Raw genomic sequence first — 19,325 nt, forward strand, 5'->3', positions numbered from 1 at the left:
CAATCGACAGCGAAACTGCCACCTGGCAATTGTCTTGCTTGCCAAGTTGACCGCAATATTGACGCGCCACGCCGACCGAATGCCGGCCTTTTTTGGGAAAGCCAGTGTCATCGATGATCCAAGCTTCAATCGCGCCGTGCCGCTCAATCTTCGGCTGCACCATCTCCCGAACCTTGGCCATGACCTTCTCGTCCGACCATCCGCCCCTGCCCACAAAATGAAGCAGCGATTGATGCTGGGCTGCTGTGCGCTCCGGCGACGTGATCGCCGCCATCGGCTCTACGCTCTTGCGCTCACCGGGCAGCATCAGGCCAACACAGTAATCGCGTAGCGGCTTCGCCCGATCCGCATGCCCGATGACGCTCACCAACCCGTCGACATAAGCCGCAAATCGCGCTTCACTTCCATCCTTGCTTCGGCTACCCATTTAAAATTCCTCCCTGAGTCCCTCCGGGTAGCTGATTCACCTTCAAATAGGCCCGCGACTTTCTGACTCAGTAAGACTAGCAGTCTGCTGAAAAACCCCTCGCGCTAGCGAGGATTTGCTGATTCAATTTTTTATCACGAATCAGGGGGCACTGGCATGCGCGGTGCATTTGTAGATCAGGGCCGACTGTTTCGTACATCTCGCCCGAAGCACGGGTGCCGACGAACCATCCGCTGAGGCGGATTCGGGCGCTGGTCCGTCGTGTGCTGAGCGACAAGAGCCGGCACGGCGTCACCGCCCAGGCGGCCTTGGCGCGCTTGCCGACGCCAGGTGAACACCGGCCCCCTGCTTCTTGCACGATCTACTCGTGGCCGCTCTCCCGACGTGACTTGCGTTGCCCTCTATTGTCGGGTTTGTCGCGTCCGCGACACGTGATGTTCGGCCCACGTGTCGCCGCGCTCGCAGTTAAGCTGTTGAACAAAATGCAGAACGACTTTTCTGGGGCCCTCCTGCGCAGTTGGCACGACTCTTGAGTTTCTCTCTTGCGCGGCGGCAGAAGCTGCCAACCGGCATCACTGACTGATCTTCGCATTTGAGAAGGAGGCCAACAATGAAGACCGATATGTCAGGCGTATGGTGTAACCGAAAAACTCCTGAAGAAAGCGTCCGCAACTTCGGGAGGGGTGGTCTTGGCTGTTTGTGGGAGCAGTTGGCGGAATGGTGGGCGTCGCAGCCGCTGTAGCCATATATGCGGGCGTTTGGTTTCTTCACATAAGCCGCACGGTTGGATCTGAAGAACATAAGTGGCGCAAGCGCCATACTGAATGCGGATTAGCAGCTTCCATGGAAACTGCTAATTGTCATAACGAATGAACTTGTGGCGTTCGAGAAGACGGCGTTCAGGCATTCATCGGCTTTGGCAATCAACGGGTTAAGTCATGGATTGTCTGGAATTTCTTCGGACAAACATAGCGAAGAAGGAGCTGCCAACCTATGTCTATGGCTATCCTTCGAAGCGAGCATATCGGGCTTTTTCCCAACCACTTCGCATAACTGATGTCGTTGAGCAGGCTAATCGCTCAAAGCAAATCAACATCTATATCCATATTCCGTTCTGTCGCTATCGCTGCACCTACTGCACGCTCTTTCTTACAACGCGCCACAGACGGCAGACCCGGGAGTCTTACGTTGGTCGACTGGTGGAGCACATCGCGCGATATGGAGAATACTTCGGAGATCGAGAGGTTGTAAGTATCTATTTCGGCGGCGGAACTCCAACCCTGCTGACGCAGCATCAATTCGGTAAGCTTTTCGCCGCCCTTGATGCAGCCTTTCCAAAACGAAGCCCGCGATGTGAGACTACGGTCGAGAGCACGCCAGACTCTTTCGACAACAACCTTCTGGATTGCTTGAAGGCACTTGGCGTCAACAGAATGAGCATGGGCATCCAAAGCATGGAACCCGGCGAGCTTGCGCACTCTGGCAGGCCTTATTCGGTCGAGACTGCAAAAGCGGCAATCAAAGCCCTCATCGAGCGTTTTTCTCACGTCAATCTTGATCTGATCTACGGCTTGCGTGGTCAAACCCGTGACTCTTGGATCTTTTCGCTTGGCCGGGTGCTCGATTATGAGCCGCAGACACTCTCTCTGTATCCCGTTGTTGTTCGTCCGATGACGAGCATCACTACCTCGAAGGCGCACAATCCTGAATTATTCTTCTCTGAGGCGGAAAAGTATGAGGTCTACGATCAGAACGTTGCTCTGATGGCGTCCAAAGGTTACCGTCAGGAATCCTTCACACGCTTCACCAAGATCGCTGGCGATCATGCCTACCGGCAGGAGGTGTCGGACTTCAAGGGAACGCCCCTGCTAGGATTGGGGGCTGGCGCCAGAAGCTATTTTGGGCAATATCACTGTAGCACGGACTATGCCGTAGACTGGAGTGCGGCTTCGCCCATCATCAACGCCTTCTCCGCTCGCCCCTTCGATCCCGACGCGATAGCGTCGCACGGAATCAGGCTGACGCAGGAAGATCTTGGGCATCGTTACGTCCTGCTTGGCCTCACGTTGTCAGCTTTGAGCAGAAAGAATTACGCTGCAGTATTCGGACGAGCGCTGGCGGCCGATTTTGGCGAAGAACTCAAAGCGCTCGAATCTTTGCAACTCGTCGATTTGGCAGATGGTGATGCTTATCAATTGACTCGAACGGGGTTTAAGTATTCCAGCATTGTGGCTCGGATGTTTTACTCCGGCAGGATGGTGGCCCTTGAGGAACAATATCAGGCAACGTGAGGTGCGGCATGCAAAAACTGGCGAAGCATTCACCCTTTTGGTGGGATTTGGGCTACGCCGACCACGACGTGTCGTGTATGGGTGGTCCGAGTCCCGAAATCTTCGAGATAACCCCAGCTCTGCGCGCGAAGAGTATGATTGTCGAGCTGGGTTGCGGCGAGGGGCGCAACGCCCTCTATTTGGCCCAGTTTGGTCATCAGGTAATCGCAAGCGATATATCTGAAGCCGCCATCTCCAAACTGAACCGGCTCGCAGGCGCTCTTGGCGTGAATATAACGAGCGGTGTCGCTCCTGTTGAAGAGTTCCAGTCGCCTGCTTACCTCGACGTCTTTATAGCGCAATCCGTGTTGCATTTCACGGAACGGGCCGTCTGGAAACCGCTCGTGACGGTCTTAATGGATCGGACGCGGCCTGGAGGCTTCCACTGCTTCACAAACACTCTCGATCAAGCAGACCATCCTATTCCCAAGGAGAGTTTGGCATGTGGTCACAAGAAGTCGTTCTCGCGTGGAGAGCTTGAGGCTATCTATACGAAAGCCGGCTGGGAGATCTTACGGTCCGATCATTACATTAAATGGGACTCGCACCCCGGCATTCCAATTCATTCTCACTGCATCGAGAAAGTTGTGGCGCGTAAGCCAATTGGATCTGAAAATCTCTCGCGAATGAGAGCTGAGCCCATCAAGGCAGCCGGAATGATTCAGGCCAAACAGTTTGATACCTTGAAACTTGGCACACTACGCGATGCCGCAATTGAAATGCTCGGCCCGCCGTCAGGGAGGCATGTGATGACAATCGCTCAGAAGACAGTCGGAGGCAACAATCAAGAAGCCATAGCCGACGGCTACGTGCGTGAGGATATGATTTATGGCGATCACGGCCTTCAGTTCGTTAACGGCACGCTCGCCGGCAAATATCGATACTTCACGCCCCCGAAGCGCTTGAGCATTCGAGATGCGTGATCCTCGAACGGAAGTTCTCATTAGCCGCCTTGGCCGCCGAGGGTTCGCTTTGCCCTCATCTAGACCAAGCGCGCCCGGCATAGCGCGCCGGGCTTGCTGATCTTGGAATGTCTCCTGGCGGAGAGTTTACAACGTGCCGCCATGGTGCCCCGTCGCACACACGCGCAAGACCATCCGGGCCCGACAGAAGATATTCTCACGCCCCTTCTAAGCAGGGCCGCGGCGATCGCCGCCGATGTCGTGGTATTGCCGATGCCCATCTCGCCAAGGATCGGGCTCCGTTGTTGCGGCGCGCGCGACCGCGGGCTTGCCGCAGTCGAAGGCAAACGCCGGCTCTGCAGGCTCAAGTGCCGCTTGCAAGCTGAAGTCGCGGCTTCCCCGTCGCGGCTTATCGGTCACGGTGCGCGGCTGGGGCTGTTCCGCAAGGGTGCCCGCGTCAACCACCTCCAAACTTGCACCCAATTCGCGCGCAAGAACCGCAATCGCGGCGCCGCCGGACGCGAAGTTGGACATCATGGCGATCGTGACCTCCTGGGGATAGGCCGATACGCCCTGGGCGACGATGCCGTGATCGCCGGCAAAGACGATGATCGGCACGCGCTCAGCGCGAGGCCGGTCGGTTTGTTGCAGACCGGCCAGCTCAATCGCGAGGTGTTCGAGGCGGCCTAGATAGCGCGCCGGTCGGCTTGGTAAGTTCGGTCTGCCGGGCCAAGGCTGCATCGCGATGGATGGCCGAAACGCCGGGGCACTCTTGATAAACCCACTCGGGTAGCATGTTGTCCTGCTGTTGGACGTTGTCGTCGGCGACGAGCGAGCTCACGCCCAGGAGCGCTACGAGCAGCGCTTGAGAATGTAGCTGTCCATGATCCAGCCGTGCTTTGCGCGCGCTGCTTGTCGCGCGGCGACGATGCGTGGCCCGATCTCGGCGAGCGCACCTGACATGATGATCTGCGCAGGCATGCCAAGATAAGCGCCCCACCAGATGTGCAAGTCTTTCGGGTCGAGCGACTGAAACGCTGCGCCGCCATCGAGCATCACCACAACGGTGTCCGTGCCGGGCGGCCAGCTGCCTTCGCGCAGCCGCCGCCCTGTTGTCACCAGGAAGGGTTCGCCGATGTCGTTCAGCGGCAACGAATGCGCGGCGCAAAGCGCCTGGATTGACGTGATGCCCGGCACCACCTGGATGGTCGGCAGCGGATCGAGCCTTCGTGCGATCCGCAGGCTTGAATCGTACAGCGAAGGATCGCCCCAGATCAGCAGGGCAACGCGCCCGCCCCTACCGAGATGGTCCGCAATTGCCCGCGACCAGGTTGCGGCGACGGCATCGTGCCATTCGTCCACTCCCTTGCGGTAGTCCTCCTGCCCCGCATCACGCACGGGCAGATCGAACTCGGCGATGCGCGTGCGGCTGTTCGTCAGGGCTTGCGCGCAAATGAGCCGGCGCAGGTCGGCGAGGTCGGACTTCACCGTGCCCTTGCGCGGAATCAGCACAAGGTCGGCAGCATTGATCGCGCGGATCGCAGCAAGCGTAAGCTGCTCGGGATCGCCGCAGCCAATGCCTATCAGGGAGAGCGTCAGCATAGCTTATGCGAAGGGCGTCCGCAGCCTGCGACCGCCCTTCACGTCTTGTTATGCGGCGTTGTGCAGGCGGTAGGTGACGAGGCCGTCTGCCGTCACACTTCGCAGCGATTTCGCCAATGCCAGTACGGCCAGATCGGCCAGCGGTTCGATAACCACGACGAGAGCGTAGGAAGCGGCGAAAGATGCGATGGCGGTGAGGTTCTCGGCCGCAAAGCCCGCGCCATACAGCGCCCAGAACGCGACCCATGCCACAATGCCGGATTGATAGGCGGTCGAAAGCGCCAGGGCCTGCCGATACTGCAGATCAACATAGGCGGTGTGGCGGGGAATGATGCGCCCGGCCAGCGCCTGGATCGCAAACAAGGGCACCAGCAGCGTGGTCACGTTCATGCCATATTGCGGCAAGTCTGTCGGCACGAAGAACAGCCCCTGCAGCAGAAGACCAAGCGCCAGCCCGAACGCGGCCGGCGTTGCGCCGAATACGAGGAACAGCGTCGAACCGAGAATGAAATGCACCTCCGAGACGCCGACCCGGAAATGCGGCAGGAGTTCGAAGAACGAGAAGACCAGGACCGTTGCTGCGACCGTGCGCACCGCGAATGAAACGATCCCCTGCTCGCGCACGGTGTCTGCCGCAAGCTTCAGCGCGCATCCGCCGGCGACTGCACCTGTCGCGTAGCTCAGCACGAGCTTGGCACCCGTAACGATTCCTGGTTCGATATGCATGATCTACGTCCCTTCTGCCGTCACACCCGACGGCGTTAGCGTCAAAAACTGCAGGGCCGGTCTCCTGGCTCGCGGTTCGGAACGGGTCCCTGGCCTTCCCAGGCCTGACGGCCCAGTGGCGGATCGGAGGCCCTTACCGCTTACAGTCGCGGGGCGAGCGCCGCAATTGGGTCCGCCCTACCCCATTCCCGATTATGCTCCGGCGCCTTGCGCCGCTTCGAGCACCATGCCCGTTCTCTGTGCCTGTTTCGACGAGGAGGCGTCAAGTGGCACGCGCGGGCGGGTGACGGCATCATCGCGGATACTCTCCGACCAACGCGCCGAACAGGATGACGGCCGCTGTCGTTGCGGCGCCACTTTGCGCGAGCTGCTCAGCGAGCTTCGCGATCGTAGTGCGGACAAGCCGCTCTTCGGCACGGCCGAGCGATTCGGCAAACAGCGCCGGTGTATCGGGGGCCGTGCCGTGCTCGATCAGCTTTGCCGCAAGGACCGGGAACGTGCGCTTGCCCATATAGATCACCGTCGTCGATTCCGGATCGGCCAGCGCCGCCCAATTGAGATTCGGCGGCAACTGGCCAGTGACATCTGCACCGGTCACGAACTGGACGCGGCGCGAGGTGTGCCGTCGGGTAAGCGGCATGCCGGCGTGCGCTGCCGCAGCGCAGGCCGAGGTAACGCCGGGAACGATCTCGTAGCGGATGCCCGCCGTGCGCAGCGACTCGATCTCCTCTTCGAGCCGGCCAAAGATTCCTGCATCTCCCGATTTCAACCGGACCACGCGGGCACCTGCGGCGGCGTAGTCGATGAGCAGCCGATTGACGTGCTCTTGTTTGGCCGAGGGCCGTCCCACACGCTTGCCGACCGCCACCAAATTGGCCCCTGGGCGGGCATGATCGAGGATTGCGCCCGAGGCAAGGTCGTCATACAGCACGACATCGGCGGCGCGCAGACGCGATGCTGCCTTGAGCGTCAGGAGCTCGGGATCGCCTGGACCGGCCGAGACAAAGGAAACAGAGCCGCTCACCTGTCCTCCGCAATGAGGTGGAAGAACGTACCGGTTGCGTGACCGCGCCGCGAGCCCGTCTCCGCAACGACCGCACCGGTCGCATCGCGCACGACCGCCAGGGGCGTATCCGGCTGCGAGACAATCGCGGAATAGTGAAATTCGTGGCCCCGCAGACGTGCGCCGGTCTGATATCCGGGCATCGGCATAGCAAGCTCCGCAAGCCGGTAGCCCAGATGCATGCGGCGTTGGGCAAAGCTGGTCTCCAGGCCGAGCAATCCCGCCATCTCGTGGCGTACGCCGTCGGCGTCGGTCAAGGCGGTGCCCAGCACCATATAGCCGCCGCATTCACCATGCACCGGCCGTGTCTCGGCAAAGGATCGTAGCGCGCCGCGAAATCGCGTGTTGGCCGCCAGCCGGTCGGCATGCAATTCCGGATAACCGCCTGGCAGCCAGCAGACGTCGGCGCTGGCGTCGGGACCTTCGTCGGCGAGCGGCGAGAAGGTTGAGATCTCGGCACCGGCGGCACGCCAGGCCTCGAGCAAGTGCGGATAGACGAACGAGAATGCGGCGTCGCGCGCCAGTGCGATGTGCTGGCCGGGCGGCGTGATGTTGAGGCGGCGCACCGCGCGTGGCGCCGCCCAGGCACATGCCGCCGATTGCAACAGCGCATCCAGATCGACATGGCCGGTGACGAAGCGCGCTGCTTCGGCGATCAGGTCGATGAGTTCTGCCTGCTCCTCAGCCTGCACCAAACCCAGGTGCCGCTTCGGCAATGTGATCGCGGCGTAGCGGGGCAACGCACCGAACACGGCAATGCCGACACGCGCCATGGCGCGGCGCACGAGGTCTTCGTGTCGCGCGCTTGCAACGCGGTTGAGAACGACGCCCGCAAGACGCAAGCCCGCACGGAAGTCGCGCAGTCCCGCAGCGACCGCCGCGGCCGTTTGCGCCTGGCCGGAGGGATCGATCACGAGCAGGACCGGCCAGCCCATCATCTCGGCAATATCGGAGGTGGAGCCAGTGCTCGAAACGCCCGGTGCAGCAACGCCGTCGAACAGGCCCATCGAGCCTTCGGCCAGAATGAGGTCCGCATCCGCACCGCGTGAGGCGAGCGCTTCGATCGCCTCACGATGCATGGCCCAGCCATCTATATTGACAGAGGCGCGCCCCGTGGCCGCCGTATGAAACGCGGGATCGATGTAATCGGGACCGCTCTTGAAGCACTGGACCTTCAACCCACGATCGCGATAGGCCCGCGCCAACGCCAGCGTCACTGTCGTCTTGCCGACACCGGATGCCGGTGCGGAGATAACGAGGCTCCGCGTCATCAGGAGACCTCCGGAAAGCCCGGCGTTAGGCCGAGCGGCCGATAGCGGCGATCATAGTCGGCCGCATAGAGCCGACTCTCGGCGAACTGCTCCGAGCCCAGCGTCTTGCCAACCAGAATGAGCGCCGTGCGCTCGAGCTCGGTGCCGATAGCGGCATCGAGCGTACCCAGCGTGGCGCGAATGATGCGCTGGTCCAGCCAGCTTGCGCGCCAGACGATTGCTACCGGGCAGTCTGCTCCGTAGTGCGGAGCGAGCTCATCAATTACCCTGGGAAGTTGATGGATCGAAAGATGGATGGCGAGCACCGCGCCGGTGGCCGCGAAGCTCGCGAGTTTTTCGCCTTCGGGCATCGCGCTCGCTCTGCCCGGCGTTCGCGTCAAGACGACGGATTGCGCAACACCCGGCAGCGTCAGCTCAGCCTCGAGCGCCGCCGCAGCAGCGGAAAAAGCCGGTACGCCTGGCGTGATCGAATAGGGAATTTGGAGCGCGCGCAGGCGGCGCAATTGCTCGCCCATCGCAGACCAGATCGAGAGATCTCCGGAATGCAGCCTTGCAATGTCCTTGCCCTCACGATGCGCGGCCACGATCTCCGTCATAATGTCGTCGAGCGACAGCAGCGCAGTGTTGATGATCCGCGCGCGGTTTGGGCAATGCGCAAGAACACCCTCCGGCACAAGCGAACCGGCATAGAGGCAGACCGGACAGGCGGCGATGAGATCGCGCCCGCGCAAGGTGAGCAGATCGGCGGCGCCTGGTCCTGCGCCAATGAAATGCACCGTCATTCGCCGTCTCCTTCCGCGATCGCTACCGTGGCCGTCCGGTCCTGCGAAACCGTCCGCGTCACAATCAGGCGCGCGCAGCGGCCGGCTGCCGCAAGCGCCGCGGCTTCAGCGACGGAACCTGTGCCGAACTTCGCCCTGATGAATTCGGACTGTGTGGACGTGGCAATGCCCGCCAGGACATTGACGGGAACGGGCCTGATCGGCACGTTGAGTTCACGCGCCAGCAATTTGAACGCAGCCGTTTCGGCCTTGTCGCTGATGGTCGCGACTGCCGCTAGACCGTCAGGACCGCCCGCAGCGACGAGGGCTTCGCGCAGCGAAGCGAGTGTGACGTCACGCTTGAATCCCAAACCCGCAACCTTCACCTAACCGTACTCCATTGCACCACCGGCCTCGCCGCTTCCCAGGACCGGTAGCGGTCGAGCGCGCCCGCATGCGCGATCTCGATCCGCATCAATTGGCCGCCGTGATGTTGGTGCAGGTCCAAGAGCAACGCCTCAGTCTCCAGCGTAACGGCATGGGCTACCATCCGAGTTCCCGGGTCAATGCGCGACCAGACCGCATCGAACATCGCGGCGTTGAGCCCTCCACCCACGAAGACGGCTTGCGGCGTCTCGAGGCCTGAAATGGTATCAGGCGCCGTCCCCTCTACGACCCTGATCCGATGCGTGAGGCCGAAAGCCGCGGCGTTGGTCCGGATATTCGCAGCGCGATTCTCTCGCGCTTCGATTGAGATCGCCGTCCCCCCACACAAGGCCCATTCCACTGAGACCGAGCCTGAGCCCGCACCAATGTCCCATAGCCTCTCGCCCGGTTTCGGCGCGAGCGCGGAGAGCGCGAGCGCGCGCATCGGCCGCTTGGTGATCTGGCCGTCATGCACGAAGAGCGCGTCCGGAAGGCCGGAGCTGCGCGGAACTCCGCCCCTTCCATTGGTTTCGAGCGCAACTGCGACCGGACCTGCGCCCGGATCGGCCGCGTTGCTGTCGGCACGATGTTGCGTCACGGATTCGCGCGGGCCGCCAAGCGCGGCGAGAGCCCACAGCCGTGACTCGCCCCAGCCGCGTGCCGTGAGCCATTCGGCCAGATCGCCGGCCGCCTTGCCGTCGCGCACGAGACAAATGATGCGCGCTTCGCGTGCCAGATGCGGCACCAGGCGTTCGAACGGCGCGCCGTGAAGCCCGAGACAGATGATGGATTCGAGCCGCCATCCCAGCCGGGCAGCGGCAAGCGAGAATGTCGAAGGCGCGGGATGCGCGATCCATTCGCTCTTGTTCAGCCGCTCCGCGAGACTGGTTCCGACGCCGTACCAGAAGGGATCGCCCGAGGCGAGCACCGCGGTCGGGCGGCCGCGACAGGCCAGCACGCCGTCCGTGTCGAAGGGTATCGGCCAAGGACGGCCGCGCTTGCCAATGCCGGCGAGCGTCAGATGCCGTTCGCCGCCAAAGACCGTCTCGGCTTCCGCAAGCGCCTTTCGGCTTGCTTCCGAGAGGCCGGCAAGGCCATCTTCGCCAATGCCGATAATGGTCAGCCAGGGATTATCCATAATGCGCGCCCTCATTCTGGGCGGAACGAGCGATGCCAATATGCTCGCGGACGCCGCGGCGCGAGCGGAGTTTGACGCGGTCTATTCCTACGGGGGCCGCACCCGCGCCCCTGCGAACCAGCCGCTGCCGACCCGCACCGGCGGCTTCGGCGGCGCGAGCGGCCTTGCCGACTACATTCGTCGGGAAGGAATCACGCACGTCGTCGACGCGACCCATCCCTTCGCGGCCGAGATGAGCCGCAACGCGGTAGCGGCGTGTGCAGCAACCCGAACGCCGCTGATCGCGCTCGAGCGAGCGCCCTGGGCAAAAGCAGCCGCCGACACCTGGATCGAGGTCGCGGATATCACCTCCGCGGTCGCGGCGTTGCCGGACGATCGCGCGCGCGTGTTCCTTGCGATCGGCCGGCAGCACATCGCAGCCTTCAGCACCAAGCCGCAGCACGCCTACACATTGAGATTTGTCGATCCTCCCGATGGACCGCTGCTCTTTCCGGACGTCGACGTCATCGTGTCGCGGGGACCATTCACACTTGCCGGCGAGTTGAAGATGATGCGCTCGCGCGGCATCGGATGGATCGTTGCCCGCAATTCCGGGGGAACAGGCGCGCGTGCCAAGATCGACGCCGCTCGCGAGCTTGGCCTCCCCGTTGTCATGCTCGCGCGACCCGAATTGCCCGACAGGCCGCGCACAGAAAGCGTGGCCGAGGTCATGCAATGGCTCGGTCATCGGGCATGCCTCGGCGCATAGACCCAGCGACCAACGCGGCGCGTCGCCGAATTGCCGACAATGACAAGCGTTCTCATGCCAGCCATCTCCGGCCGCGCCTCGCGCAGCATCACGGTTTCGGTTCGCTCCTCAGGCGTGCTGACCGCATGCCCGAAGATCACGAGGCGTTCGCCGCAGCCTGCCTCCTTTAGAACCGAGAGCGCGCGTCCAAAGCCCTCCGGCCGGCTCGCCGAACGCGGATTGTACATCGCGATCGCGAAGTCGGCTTCGGCTGCAAGCCGCAGGCGGTTCTCGATCGTCGGCCACGGCTTCAGATTGTCGGAGAGATTGATCGCGCAAAAATCGTGGCCGAGCGGCGCGCCAGCGCGCGCGGCCGCTGCCAGCATCGCGGTCACGCCGGGCAGAACGCGGATTGCAAGCCCCTGCCATTGCGGCGAGGCTTCGAGCGCTTCGAACACCGCGGAAGCCATCGCAAAGACGCCGGGATCGCCGGAGGAAACCATGACGACATGGCGCCCTTCCGATGCCAGCCGCAAGGCATTGCCTGCGCGCTGCAACTCCATGCGATTGTCCGATGGATGCATCGTAAGCCCCTCACGGGGGGCAACGCGCGCGACATAGGGCGCATAGCCCAATATGTCGGTCGCCGCAGCGAGCGCGGCCGACACTTCCGGCGTGACCAGCGCCAGATCGCCCGGTCCAAGTCCCGCAATGGTCAATGTGCCGGTCATTCTGCCGACTCCATTTGTCGTCCCTGCCCATGCACGAGCACGATCGCGAAATAGGAACACTCGGTCTCGTCCGCATCCCTCAGGCGCGCGACGCGCTCTCCCGGCATGGTGCCGCGTTCGATCAGCCACGCCTCGTCAAGGCGGCCGGCGGCTTGAAGCGCGCGGCGCACCTTTTTCAGATTGCGTCCGGTCTTCATGATGACGAGGGCATCCGAATTGCGCACGCGGCGTCCGAGTTCGTCCTTCGGCAGCGTGCCCATCAGAACCGTCATCACGTCGTCGCCGAGGGCGATCGGCATGCCGACCGAATTCCAGCAGCCGGCCATTCCCGGAATGCCCGCGATCACCTCGATCTCGACTCGGCCCTGCAGACGCGCGTGCAGGTGCATGAATGAACCATAGAAGTAGGGATCGCCCTCGCAGAGCACGACAATATCGACTGCGCGCGCGAGCCGGGCAAGGCGCTCCGCCCATTCGTCGTAAAAGCCGGCAAGGAGGCGAACATATTCCGGACAGTCGAAGGCAATCTCCGTGGTGACCGGATATTCCATCGGATATTCTCGGACGTCCTTTGCCAGCATGCCCTCGACAATGCGGCGCGCCTGGCCGAGCCGCCCCTTCTTCCGGAAATAGGCGACATGCTTTGCTGCGCGGACCTCGCGATCGGCGCGCACGCTCATCAAGTCCGGATTGCCTGGCCCGAGGCCGCAACAGATGATACGCCCCATGGCTATTCGCTCCGGCTTGCCAGCGCATTCACGGCGGCGACCGTAATCGCGGAGCCGCCAAGGCGTCCCTCGACCGTCAGCGCTGGCGAGGGCGGATCGGCCAGCAACGCGGCCTTGGCTTCAGCCGCGCCGACGAAGCCGACCGGACAACCGATGATCGCCGCCGGCCTTGGACAGTTGCGATCCTCCAGCATGATGAGGAGGTGAAACAGCGCGGTCGGTGCATTGCCGATGGCGACGATCGCACCATCCAAATGCGGTCGCCACAGCTCCAATGCTGCGGCTGATCGGGTATTGCGCATGGATTGCGCGAGCGAGGGCACCGCGGGATCGTCGAGCGTGCAGATGATGGCGTTGCCGGCCGGCAGACGCGCGCGCGTGATTCCCTCAGACACCATGCGCGCATCGCAGAGGACAGGTGCGCCACTCTGCAGCGCGGCCCGCGCGATGCGCGCCATGCCGGGGGTGAAGTGGATATGCTCTTCGAGACCCACCATGCCCGCCGCATGGATCATGCGCACGACCACTGGCTCCTCGTCGGCTGAAAAGCGCTCAAGGTCCGCCTCGGCCCGGATGGTCGCAAAGGATTGCCGATAGATCGCCGCCCCATCGGTCTCATAGATGTGCGGCATCAGCCCCTCCCACCAACATAGAGGGATCCGCGACGATGCCGGCACCGGTCAGTCCGCGCGCAACAGGTGCATCCCGCGTCGAGCCGCCGCGGACGAGATCAAATCCCTCGCTTGTCGCAACAAGGGTGAGCGCGATCGACCCCGAATGGGCACAGCCTTTGGCACAGCCGGAGACGTGAAGCCTGCTGTCCGCGGCAATATGCGGCGCAAGCGCCGCCGCAAGTGCACGCGTATCGGCATGTGCCTCACGGCACGCGGGCGCACCACTGCAGGCGACGACGCGCAGGATCGGATCGTCGGCTTGCGTGACCAAGCCTTCGCAGTAAGGCATTTGGCGCAACCCCTCCGCGAGGATAATGCGCCACGGCGTCATTCGCAGCCCTTGCGCACATCCGGCGAGGTAGGTTAGCGCGGCATGTGTCAGCTGCCCGAAAGCCGCGCCGACTATCGCGCCTTGCGGATAAAGTCCCGGACGCGGGACCGCGATTACGCGGGCCGGCTCGGCGTGGCCACGAAGCGCGTCGGGGAGTTTGGCGCCAGTCGCGATGTGCGCCGCCATCCGCCCTCGCCCGCCCTTGGCTCCGCCCGAGTTGACGAACCATTCAACAAGCGCGAGCGCGACCTGCACGGCTTCGCTCCGCGCGACGGGACGACCATGCTCCGCGCCATCGGCACGTACAATGAACTCACCCGCGAGGCTGCGCTCGATGCGGACATCGGCTGAGGCGCTGGCCAGCGCGCGCTCTATCCCGCAATCGACGGTGAAGCCGAATTTGGTCGGAAGTCCAACAGGACTCCCGGCAAGAGCCTGTTCGAGCTCCCCGGCAAGCGAAAAGGTGTCATCGCCGCTGGTCCAGAACGGCGTCACCAGAATGTTGCGCCGCGCCTCGGACTCCGGATCACGATCGAGCAACTCCAGCCGCGCGAGCCCGTCTATCAGGGGCCCATGGCCCTCATCGCTGACACCCCTGATCTGGACGTTGGCCCGGCTGGTCAGATCGATGAGGCCGTTACCATAGCGCTCGGCCAGCGCCGCGATTCCGGCCGCCTGCTTCGCGTCGAGCCTACCGTCACGTGGCCGGATGCGAACAACGAGCCCATCCCCCGACCGCATCGGCCGCAAGGCGCCGGGGCACCAGCCCTTGATCGCAACGGCGCTCATGAAGCCTCCCGTAGCGCGGCTGCAATCGAGTTGCGTCGCGTCCTCCAGAGCGAAGCCTCACGCAAACGGATGAAGCAAGTTTCGATCGCCGCGAGCGCAGCCGGATTTTCGCGCGCCATGAAAGTGCGAACGTCGTCGCTGCCAAGCGTCGCGTCGTAATAGAGATCGAAAAGATGCGGAGGCACGGCGTCGGCGAGATGGGCGAAAGCGGCCATATGTTCGAGCGTGGCGGCGATTTCGGCCGCACCTCGAAAGCCGTGGCGCATCATGCCTGCGATCCATTTCGGATTGGCGGCGCGCGCACGCACAACGCGGGATATTTCCTCGGTCAACGAGCGTGCGTGCGGCTGATCCGGACGCGTGGCGTCGAGGTGATAGAGCGACGGGACAACCGCGCTCAGCCGCGCCGCCGCGGCCGCAACGCCCGCCTCATGCACGGCATAGTCTGCGGCTAGTAGCAGGTCCGTTTCCGGCAGGTCCTGTGCATGGACGAAGGCATCGGCGGCGACGAGCCTCGCCTCGATGCCTGCGCGGTCAGGCCGCATCGTGCCGTCGGACGCGAACGCCCAGGACGAAGCCGAAAGCCAGGCTTCACCGGCTGCCTCGCGCGATTCTTGCGTTAAGACATCCGGCATCGATGCCATACCGACGCCATACTGCCCGGGCTGCGGGCCGAACACGCGCGCCGCACGATGACGATAGGGATTTTCGTCGCCCTCCCCGGCGCGCTCAGAAAGCGCTTCAGTCGCCGCCTCGAACAATTGCGCAAGGCCTGAAAAGACGTCGCGAAACAGCCCTGACACGCGAATCGTCACGTCAATGCGCGGCCGGCCAAGCACCGCCGGCGCGATGATGTCGTAACCCGTCATCCGCCCCGAAGCGTGATCCCAGCGCGGCGCGATGCCCGCAAGGTGCAGGGCCATCGCAAAATCCTCGCCCGCGGTGCGCATGGTCGACGATCCCCAGAGATCGACCACCAGGCCCTTGGGCCAGTCGCCGTGATCCTGCAGGTGACGGCGCAGCAATTCATCGGCGAGCTTGATCCCTTGCGCATGCGCCGACGGCGTCGGCACGGCGCGAGGATCCACAGCAAACAGATTACGTCCGGTCGGCAGCACATCGCCGCGCCCGCGATATGGCGAGCCGGCCGGCCCCGGCGCAACGCGCCTGCCGGAGAGCGCATCGAGCAGCGCGCTTTTCTCCGCCTCACCACATGCCCCGCGGCCGAACACATGAAAGCCGTCGCCGAACTGGCTTTCCTTGAGATCGCAGACGAAACGATCGATCCGTGGAATCGCCTCGGCCGGCGCTGCCGACGCGCCAAGGCCGAGATCGTCCTCCAGCCCCGCGACATGCGCTTCATCGCGGATTGCCGCAATCAGGCGCTGGCGCCGCGCCGGATCGAGACCCTCGGCGGTCGAATATTCATCGAGCAACTGCTCGAGCCGGCGCAGGCCTTCCGGCAAGGCGGCCTTCGCCAGGGGCGGCGGCAGATGACCGATCGCGACGGCGCCGATCCGGCGCTTGGCCTGCGCCGCCTCGCCGGGATCGTTGACGATGAAGGGGTAGACCACCGGCAGATTGCCGACCAAAGCTTCCGGCCAGCAGCAGGATGACAGCGCAACGGACTTGCCAGGCAGCCATTCCAGCGTTCCATGCGCACCCATGTGGACGACGGCGTCGATGTCTTGGTACCTGAGCCAGAGGTAGAAGGCGACATAAGCGTGGCGCGGCGGACGCGCGAGATCGTGATAGTCGGCATCGCGATTGGTAACATCGCCGCGTTCCGGCTGGACCGCGATGATGATCTTGCCGCGCCGGATCGCGGCGAAATGAAACTGGCCGCGGCGGCAGCGGGGATCGTCCTCCGGTGCACCCCAGGCGTCGGCAAGGTCGTCCTGCAACGGGCGCGGAAGCTTTGCCAGAGCCGCGCGGTAGTGGGCAACGCCAAAGGTCAATTCCTCCCGCAAGAGAACATCACCGAGCGTTTCTGCCGCTTCGACATCGAAACCGGCGGCGCCGAGATCGGATAGCAGCATTTCGACCGAAGCGAGCGTGTCGAGCCCGACCGCATGCGCGATCTGGTGCGGACGGCCGGGATAGTTCGAGAGTATGATCGCCAGCCGCTTCTCGCCTGCTGGCCTGTTCGCAAGCCGGTGCCAGGCCGTCACCCGGTCGGTGACAGCGCACACGCGTTCGTCATCGGGCCTGCGCGCGAGACGGGCGAATTGCAAATCGGGATCACGCTCACTCGGCGACTTGAAGCTGACCACGCCGGCAAAGAGCCGGCCGTCAACCTCCGGCAACGCCACATGCATCGCCAGATCGCCCGGCGAGAGGCCGCGAAGCGACTCCGCCCAACCGTCGCGCTGCGCCATCGACAATGCGACCTGGAATACCGGGCAGGATGCGGCATCGAACGGCGTGGTGCCGTCGTCGCCGACCGCAGAAAAGGCGGTCGCATTGACGATGACGACCGGAGGACGTTGCTCGAAATGAGCTCTCAACCAATCCGCCACACCAGCAGCCTTCAGCGAGGTGACGAACACGCCATAGGCATCAAGACCCTTTTGCCGCAGCGCTGCGATCAGCGCGTCGACCGGCGCGGTATCGGCTGAAGTGAGATAGGAGCGATAGAAAGCGACCAGCGCGCACGGCCGCCAATCGGCATTTGGCAGCACCGCGATTGCGCCGCAATCCGGATCGTAGAGACCGATCTCCGGGATATCCATCTCTCCGATGACAGGCCCCGCATAAAGACCCGACGCCAGCGCGAGCTGCGCGATCGCGGCCTGCGCCGCCGTCGCACCGCCCTTATCGCACAATGCTTTCAAACGACCGAGTGTCGAAGCCGGCAACGTGGAGAATGCATCAAGCCCCGGGTCGGCGCGACCATCAGCCGGAAGGACAGCAAGGGCAATGCCGCGCTGCCTGGCCAATTGATGCAGGGCGGCCAGCCCGTACGACCAGTAGGACTCACCGCCGATCAGACGCACGAGAATGCCACGCGCATGCGACAGCGTCCGCTCGACATAGGTGTCGATCGACAGGGGATGACGCAGCTCCGCCAAGTTCGCAAGCCGGAGCGACGGCAGGCTGGCGCGGCCGCGCCGCCAGCCGGCGGCGAAGGCGGCGAGATCGCTGTCCGAGAACGAGAGCACGACAAGGTCGGCCGGGTCCTGACCGAGATCTCTAGGCGTCGCGGTCTCCTCAAGACCGCGGCTCTCGCGAAAGACGACGTGCATCAGACACCAAGTCCCGCCCTGATGGCGGCCTCATCGATATCGTCGTGTTCACCGATCAGGAGCAGCTTCGACTGCCTTGGCCGCGCATCCCAGGGCATGTCGAACTGGTGTCGCACCCGCTCGCCCACCGATTGCAGCAGCAATCGCATCGGCTTGCCCGCGACTGCGATGTAGCCCTTGGCGCGCAGCACGTTCTGTTCCCGCGCAAGCCCCTGGATCGACGCGACCAGCGCATCGAGATCCCCGACCTCCGGAAGCTCGACGACAACGGAGGCGAAGTCGTTGTGCTCGTGCTCCTCTTCGCCGTCATGGTGAGAGGGGCGCGCGGCGAGATCGTCCTCTGCCGCCGCTTCGAGACCAAGGATTACACGCGCATCGACCGCGCCGTCGACGACCGGCAGCATCGGGACACGACGCTGCATCTCGGCGGCAATCACCGCCTTGGCCGCTTCAAGCCCTTCCGTGCCGGCAAGGTCCGCCTTGGTGAGCAGCACGATATCCGCGCAAGCGATCTGATCCTCGAACACTTCCGAAAGCGGCGTCTCGTGATCGACGTTTTCATCGGCGCGCTGGGCTTCCAACGCGGCGGGGTCCGGCGCGAAGCGGCCGGCCGCCACGGCCTCCGCGTCGGCCAGTGCGATCACGCCATCGACGGTGATCCGTGAACGGATCTCCGGCCAGTCGAACGCCTTGAGTAGCGGTTTGGGCAAGGCCAGCCCCGATGTCTCGATCAGGATATGGTCAGGCTTCACGCGGCGCGACAGCAATTGCTCCATGGCGGGAATGAAATCGTCGGCCACCGTGCAGCAAATACAGCCATTGGCGAGTTCGACGATGTTTTCCGCCGGACAATTGGCATCCGCGCAGGATTTCAGGATCTCTCCGTCCACGCCTTCGCTGCCGAACTCGTTGACGAGCACCGCGAGCTTCTTGCCATTCGCGTTCGTGATCAGGTGCCGGATCAGCGTCGTCTTGCCCGATCCGAGAAAGCCGGTGACGACAGTCACCGGGACCTTGGCGAGCGCGTTCATTCTGCGGCCACCGGCAGGACGGCGATGGCTGGAATGCGGGCAAGCGATTGCTTGCGGAAAATCTCCGGCCGGCTGCGCCACTGCACGATGCCGTCGGGCGTCGCTGCATAGGCCGCAGCTCCGGCAACAACATCCGGCGCGTTAGCATCGGACAGGCGTCCATAGACGTAGGACCAGCGTCCCGGCGCGCTGAGAGCAATCGAGCAGCCCTGGCCGCAGGCGGACAGGCACTCGACCGGAACGACGTTCACGCCTTCCGGCACGCCAGCCTGAAGGATGGCGCTGTGCAGACGCGTGCCTGGCGTGGTCTCGCCTTCTCTTAGGGATTGGCCGGCACGGCAGGTGATGCAGACGTGAAGCGTGACGGTCATCGCCCTCCTCGACATTTTGGCGGAGGCGATGAGGCGCACGAACCGTAGACAT

At 63.5% G+C, this 19,325-nt stretch carries 18 protein-coding genes, 1 pseudogene and 1 riboswitch; of the genes and pseudogenes, 3 read left to right on the forward strand and 16 right to left on the reverse strand.

Annotated features, from left to right (window positions below; translation table 11 throughout):
- A partial coding sequence (locus tag J6497_RS34490; protein ID WP_225707876.1) for a transposase occupies positions 1-427 on the reverse strand: 427 nt, incomplete at its 3' end.
- 938 nt (positions 428-1,365) lie between these two features.
- On the opposite strand from J6497_RS34490, the gene J6497_RS34500 reads away from it, so the two are divergent.
- The gene (locus J6497_RS34500) at positions 1,366-2,718 is read left to right on the forward strand and encodes a coproporphyrinogen-III oxidase family protein (RefSeq protein ID WP_225708675.1); all 1,353 of its coding nucleotides are present in this window, start codon (positions 1,366-1,368) and stop codon (positions 2,716-2,718) included.
- 8 nt (positions 2,719-2,726) lie between these two features.
- On the forward strand, positions 2,727-3,680 hold the full coding sequence (locus tag J6497_RS34505; RefSeq protein WP_225708676.1) for a methyltransferase domain-containing protein: 954 nt from the start codon (positions 2,727-2,729) through the stop codon (positions 3,678-3,680).
- A gap of 209 nt (positions 3,681-3,889) precedes the next feature.
- On the opposite strand, the pseudogene J6497_RS34510 reads toward J6497_RS34505, so the two are convergent.
- The 8 genes and pseudogenes from J6497_RS34510 to cbiE all read right to left on the reverse strand — a co-directional run.
- Positions 3,890-4,455: pseudogene (locus tag J6497_RS34510) on the reverse strand (nicotinate-nucleotide--dimethylbenzimidazole phosphoribosyltransferase); the annotation flags it as partial.
- A gap of 56 nt (positions 4,456-4,511) precedes the next feature.
- Entirely contained in the window at positions 4,512-5,261 is a 750-nt protein-coding gene (gene cobF, locus J6497_RS34515; protein ID WP_225708677.1) for a precorrin-6A synthase (deacetylating), read from the reverse strand.
- Positions 5,262-5,309: 48 nt separating this feature from the next.
- Complete coding sequence (locus J6497_RS34520; RefSeq protein WP_225708678.1) at positions 5,310-5,987, reverse strand: energy-coupling factor ABC transporter permease; 678 nt, start codon at positions 5,985-5,987, stop codon at positions 5,310-5,312.
- Between the two features lie 37 nt (positions 5,988-6,024).
- A riboswitch (cobalamin riboswitch) is annotated at positions 6,025-6,231 on the reverse strand.
- A 48-nt stretch (positions 6,232-6,279) separates the two neighbouring features.
- On the reverse strand, positions 6,280-7,011 hold the full coding sequence (cobA, locus tag J6497_RS34525; RefSeq protein ID WP_225708679.1) for a uroporphyrinogen-III C-methyltransferase: 732 nt from the start codon (positions 7,009-7,011) through the stop codon (positions 6,280-6,282).
- Positions 7,008-8,321: a cobyrinic acid a,c-diamide synthase CobB gene (locus J6497_RS34530; protein ID WP_225708680.1), complete on the reverse strand. Its 1,314-nt coding sequence runs from the start codon at positions 8,319-8,321 to the stop codon at positions 7,008-7,010. The genes cobA and J6497_RS34530 overlap by 4 nt, the downstream gene beginning before the upstream one ends.
- Positions 8,321-9,103: a precorrin-4 C(11)-methyltransferase gene (gene cobM, locus J6497_RS34535; protein WP_225708681.1), complete on the reverse strand. Its 783-nt coding sequence runs from the start codon at positions 9,101-9,103 to the stop codon at positions 8,321-8,323. Before cobM ends, J6497_RS34530 begins: the two co-directional genes overlap by 1 nt.
- The gene (locus tag J6497_RS34540) at positions 9,100-9,468 is read right to left on the reverse strand and encodes a cobalamin biosynthesis protein (RefSeq protein WP_225708682.1); all 369 of its coding nucleotides are present in this window, start codon (positions 9,466-9,468) and stop codon (positions 9,100-9,102) included. The genes cobM and J6497_RS34540 overlap by 4 nt, the downstream gene beginning before the upstream one ends.
- Positions 9,465-10,646: a precorrin-6y C5,15-methyltransferase (decarboxylating) subunit CbiE gene (cbiE, locus tag J6497_RS34545; RefSeq protein ID WP_225708683.1), complete on the reverse strand. Its 1,182-nt coding sequence runs from the start codon at positions 10,644-10,646 to the stop codon at positions 9,465-9,467. Before cbiE ends, J6497_RS34540 begins: the two co-directional genes overlap by 4 nt.
- On the opposite strand from cbiE, the gene J6497_RS34550 reads away from it, so the two are divergent.
- Positions 10,645-11,394, forward strand: coding sequence for a cobalt-precorrin-6A reductase (locus tag J6497_RS34550; protein WP_225708699.1), 750 nt, complete (start codon positions 10,645-10,647; stop codon positions 11,392-11,394). The two genes, cbiE and J6497_RS34550, sit on opposite strands and share 2 nt — an antisense overlap.
- On the opposite strand, the gene cobJ is transcribed toward J6497_RS34550, so the two are convergent.
- Genes cobJ through J6497_RS34585 form a run of 7 tightly spaced genes read right to left on the reverse strand, consistent with a single transcriptional unit; the run spans position 11,370 to position 19,273 of the window.
- Complete coding sequence (gene cobJ, locus J6497_RS34555) at positions 11,370-12,104, reverse strand: precorrin-3B C(17)-methyltransferase (protein ID WP_225708684.1); 735 nt, start codon at positions 12,102-12,104, stop codon at positions 11,370-11,372. The two genes, J6497_RS34550 and cobJ, sit on opposite strands and share 25 nt — an antisense overlap.
- Positions 12,101-12,832 carry a precorrin-2 C(20)-methyltransferase gene (locus J6497_RS34560; RefSeq protein ID WP_225708685.1) on the reverse strand — a complete coding sequence of 244 codons (732 nt, stop codon included), beginning with the start codon at positions 12,830-12,832 and terminating at the stop codon, positions 12,101-12,103. Before J6497_RS34560 ends, cobJ begins: the two co-directional genes overlap by 4 nt.
- Positions 12,833-12,834: 2 nt before the next feature.
- A complete protein-coding gene (locus J6497_RS34565) occupies positions 12,835-13,464 on the reverse strand; it encodes a precorrin-8X methylmutase (protein ID WP_225708686.1) in 630 nt (209 codons plus the stop codon).
- The gene (gene cobG, locus J6497_RS34570) at positions 13,448-14,626 is read right to left on the reverse strand and encodes a precorrin-3B synthase (protein WP_225708687.1); all 1,179 of its coding nucleotides are present in this window, start codon (positions 14,624-14,626) and stop codon (positions 13,448-13,450) included. The genes J6497_RS34565 and cobG overlap by 17 nt, the downstream gene beginning before the upstream one ends.
- The gene (gene cobN / locus J6497_RS34575; RefSeq protein ID WP_225708688.1) at positions 14,623-17,871 is read right to left on the reverse strand and encodes a cobaltochelatase subunit CobN; all 3,249 of its coding nucleotides are present in this window, start codon (positions 17,869-17,871) and stop codon (positions 14,623-14,625) included. The genes cobG and cobN overlap by 4 nt, the downstream gene beginning before the upstream one ends.
- Positions 17,871-18,902, reverse strand: coding sequence for a cobalamin biosynthesis protein CobW (cobW, locus tag J6497_RS34580; protein WP_225708689.1), 1,032 nt, complete (start codon positions 18,900-18,902; stop codon positions 17,871-17,873). The genes cobN and cobW overlap by 1 nt, the downstream gene beginning before the upstream one ends.
- A complete protein-coding gene (locus tag J6497_RS34585; protein ID WP_225708690.1) occupies positions 18,899-19,273 on the reverse strand; it encodes a DUF1636 family protein in 375 nt (124 codons plus the stop codon). Before J6497_RS34585 ends, cobW begins: the two co-directional genes overlap by 4 nt.
- Between the last annotated feature and the right edge of the window lie 52 nt (positions 19,274-19,325).

This window comes from Bradyrhizobium cenepequi (assembly GCF_020329485.1).
Taxonomy (GTDB): domain Bacteria; phylum Pseudomonadota; class Alphaproteobacteria; order Rhizobiales; family Xanthobacteraceae; genus Bradyrhizobium; species Bradyrhizobium cenepequi.